Origin of the sequence: Mariniphaga sediminis (genome assembly GCF_003573545.1) — a bacterium.
Classification (GTDB): Bacteria; Bacteroidota; Bacteroidia; order Bacteroidales; family Prolixibacteraceae; genus Mariniphaga; species Mariniphaga sediminis.
The window spans coordinates 1-3,889 of the sequence record NZ_QWET01000049.1 but is presented as its reverse complement, the minus strand read 5'-3'; the positions used below and the strand labels follow the sequence as shown (position 1 = coordinate 3,889).

Here is a 3,889-nt window from a genome sequence, read left to right as displayed (position 1 = left end):
AAGTGCACCTGTAAATCACATGATTTAATTTCTTAAAATTACTCATGTGACGAAGTTAATAAATTTAAGGCGTAGCCTATTAAACATGACCACCCCCGAAGGAGGTGGTTTTAACGATTATAATAAACTCAGGATCCCATGTCCTCTGACAACCGATCGATGAGTGTTTGCAGCCGCTCGTCAATTTCCTTATTCAGTTCAGCAAGATTGTAACGCCGGGTAAGCACCAGCAAATTTTGGATCTGCTTCATTTCATCTTCTTGTTCCTGTTGTACGGCACGAGCAAAATGTTCCGGAAGAGTGAGGTAATAATTCAGCATTGCAAAACTGTTGTCAGCCATCTGTTTCACTTTTTCGCTTCCTTTCTCCACTGCTCCTGCCCTGAAGTATTGTTCGGTGGCCGGAAAAGAATCATAGCTCAACGGAATTTTTTCGTTGGGAAATAGTTCAAACATTTTGTCCACCACTTCTTCAGCTTTTTGCTTTTGCCCCTCATTTACCAGCGCTTCAGCTAACCGGGCAAACATGTAGCGTGCCTGAATAATTTTTATCGCCCTTTTATTGTAATCGTCCAGAAAAACATCCGGATGATTCACATTTCCCCAAACAAATTTTTCCATCACATTCCGGTACAATATACCCGTATTGATGTTCCCTTTATTCATACCGCTACCTATTGTTTTTACTGGCACAAAACGATAGGCCAACCCTTCAAATTGCAGCCAGTCAGTAAAAAACACATTGTCGGTGTACAACAGACTGTGATCGATGTAAATGGGACGTTCCCAGTTGTTGGCGGCAATCATATTCAACACCGCCCATTCGCTTTTGGTAATATAACTTTTATTGATGCTGAAGGTGACTGTATCTGCAATCAGAGCTGCATCCTCAGGCTGAACAGTAGCGGTTTCCAGTACTTTGTCTTTATCAACCGGAAGGTAAAAGTCGGTTGACGGGAGGTAATCGAATTCCTGTCCTCCCTGCATTTTTGCTTTTGTGCGTTCATCCTCGCTTCCCAGAAAAGTCATGGCATCGCGTAAATCGACAGCCCCACTGATACGATCCCGAATCAGAACCGCATCGCGGCGACCTGTATAATACTGTTCTTCCCCGAAAGAGAAAGGAATGGGTGTCGCTTCGTAAGAAGCTCTGCGGTGCTGAGAAATGTACCAATCCATGCCCAGGTAACTGATGTTCACCACTTTAACATCGGTGCGCACCCCCTCAACCTCTTGTACATACCAAAGCGGGAAGGTATCGTTGTCACCATAAGTAAGTAAAATGGCATTCGGCGCACATGATTCCAAATAGTTGATGGCATAGTCGCGTGTCATATATCGTCCTGAACGGTTATGGTCATCCATATTTTGTGCTACAAGAATACCTGGCACCAACCCAAGAGAAGTGACTGTAACCAGAACAGCACCGGGTATTCCTCCCAGTATTTTCCGGATGGTAGAGTACAAGGCAGGTACTGCCAAACCAATCCAGATAGCAAATGCATAAAAAGACCCCACATACGCATAATCACGCTCACGGGGCTGAACAGGTGTTTGGTTCAAATAAACAATGATGGCAATTCCGGTAAAAAGGAATAAAGTCATAACTACCGCAAAGCCTTCTTTCCCTCTCTGGCTGTGATTGTACTGATAAAACAAGCCAGCCAGCCCAAAAAGCAACGGAAGAAAGAAATAGGTATTTCTGGTAGGATCATCCTTCATAAACCCGGGAATATTTTCCTGTGACCCAACACGATATTTGTCCAGGAAATCAATTCCGCTAATCCAGTTACCGTTCCTAAAGCTGCCGTGCCCCTGAATATCATTCTGACGACCTGCAAAGTTCCACATAAAGTAACGGGAATACATGTACCCCAACTGATAACTAAAGAAAAAACGAAGGTTTTCAGAAAATCGGGGTTTCAAAACGGTTTGGGATTCGCCCCGGTTCCGGATGCGTACTTCTGTCCCTTTTACCTGGCCCCACTCTTTGTACTGCTCAATATGGTGTGGCTGATTACTGTACATACGGGGAAATACCGTTTGCAACTTTGGCTCGTACCTGGTTTTTGAGCCAGATGTACCTGTTACCTCGTACCTCCCGTTCACTTTACTGTAATACTTTTTTTCGCCCGTTGCTCCCAAAGCCCGGGCACTGTAATAAGGCCCGTAAAGTAAAGGGCGATCCCCGTACTGCTCCCGGTTCAGGTAACGCAGCAGGGAAAAAGCATTGTCGGGATTATTTTGATTCATAGGAGGGTTAGCCTCTGCCCGAATTAAAATTAGGGCAAACGCGGAGTAACCTATCAAAATGACAACAATTGCAGTCACCACCGTATTCCCAAATACCAGCTGCCTCCTTCTGGTGTAATAAAGGGCCCAGACCGAAACGGCAATCAGAAGGCCGACAAACATCAGCACACCGGAATTAAAAGGAAGGCCCAGATTGTTCACAAACAATATATCAAATAAAAATGCCACTCGCGGCAAACCCGGAATAATTACGTACTGGATTGCAGCAAGAATTCCAATGGACAAAACGAATGCGGTAAAAAACCCCTTCCATGAGAAGGGATATTTTTTAAAATAATAAACCAGTCCAATAGCAGGAATAGCAAGAAGGTTGAGCAAATGAACCCCGGTAGAAAGCCCCACAAGGTACGCAATGAGTATTAACCAGCGGTTGGCAAATTTTTGATCGGCTTCATTTTCCCATTTCAAGACAGCCCAGAAAACGGCTGCCGTAAACAGCGAAGACAAAGCGTACACCTCACCTTCCACAGCAGAAAACCAAAACGAATCGGAAAATGCAAACGCAAGGGAGCCAACCAGACCACTTCCCCAAACAGCGATTTGTTCCCCTAGTGTTAATTCCTTCCCGGGAAATAACTTTCGGGCTAAATGAACGATGCTCCAGTAAAGCAGCATAACGGTAGCGGCACTTGCCAATCCCGACAAAAGATTTACCATAAAAGCAACCTGTGATACATCGGAAGCAAACAAACTGAAAAACCGTCCCAGAATGATATGCAATGGCGCCCCTGGCGGGTGCCCCACCTCCAGCTTATAGGCGCTAATGATAAACTCACTGCAATCCCACCAACTGGCTGTCGGTTCCAGAGTTAACAAGTAGACGAAACCGGCAATCAGAAAGACAGACCATCCCAGAATAGTGTTAATTAAATGAAACCGACGCATTGGCTTTTTATATGAGTTGAGACAAATATACAGTTTTAAAAGAATCCTCCAATTTGAACAAACCGTTAACCAAAAGGTAACAAATTCAAGACTACTTAAAAAAAACCGGCTAACACCCCGTGAAAAGAAAAAATTTATATTTTTGCACCGTCTTTAAAGAAAAGACGTTGAATGATTGTCCCGTGGTGTAATTGGCAACACGTCTGATTTTGGTTCAGAAGAGTCCAGGTTCGAGCCCTGGCGGGACAACCAAAAAAAGGGGAACAAAACCCAAAAGCCTGTTAGTTCATGAACTGACAGGCTTTTTAAATTTTATCTGACAAACAGAATCCTCAATAACACATTCATTAAAATAAAAAAAGCAGGCGCTTTGGCCTGCTCATGTATGGAATATTCTTTTAAATCTTTTTAATCTTCGTCGTCGCCGGTAATCGTGTAAATAACTGTTACATCGTATGAACCGGATGCCAGGTCGGCATAACTGTCATTATTCATGTCGAGCTGATAAGTCAACTGGTGTCCTTTTTCGTAACCTGACTCGGTGTAACAACTGCCAATTCCCGTTACCAAATCCTGGGCCGAAGATGTTAAGGAAATCTCTCCTGCTGAACTTCCCCGGTTGCCATTACCGGTTGAAACTGTTCCGGCAGTTAACTTAAGGCTTACCCCTGCAGGAAGTGTTCCTGTAAGTT

At 44.1% G+C, this 3,889-nt stretch carries 2 protein-coding genes and 1 tRNA gene; 1 reads left to right on the top strand and 2 read right to left on the bottom strand.

Going from position 1 to position 3,889, the window contains the following annotated elements; translation table 11 throughout:
* Positions 1-128: 128 nt before the first annotated feature.
* The gene (locus D1164_RS23445) at positions 129-3,197 is read right to left on the bottom strand and encodes a glycosyltransferase family 117 protein (protein WP_119352337.1); all 3,069 of its coding nucleotides are present in this window, start codon (positions 3,195-3,197) and stop codon (positions 129-131) included.
* A gap of 176 nt (positions 3,198-3,373) precedes the next feature.
* Here D1164_RS23445 and D1164_RS23440 point away from each other — a divergent pair.
* A tRNA-Gln gene (locus D1164_RS23440) sits at positions 3,374-3,449 on the top strand.
* Between the two features lie 156 nt (positions 3,450-3,605).
* On the opposite strand, the gene D1164_RS23895 is transcribed toward D1164_RS23440, so the two are convergent.
* A partial coding sequence (locus D1164_RS23895; protein WP_206611102.1) for a hypothetical protein occupies positions 3,606-3,889 on the bottom strand: 284 nt, incomplete at its 5' end.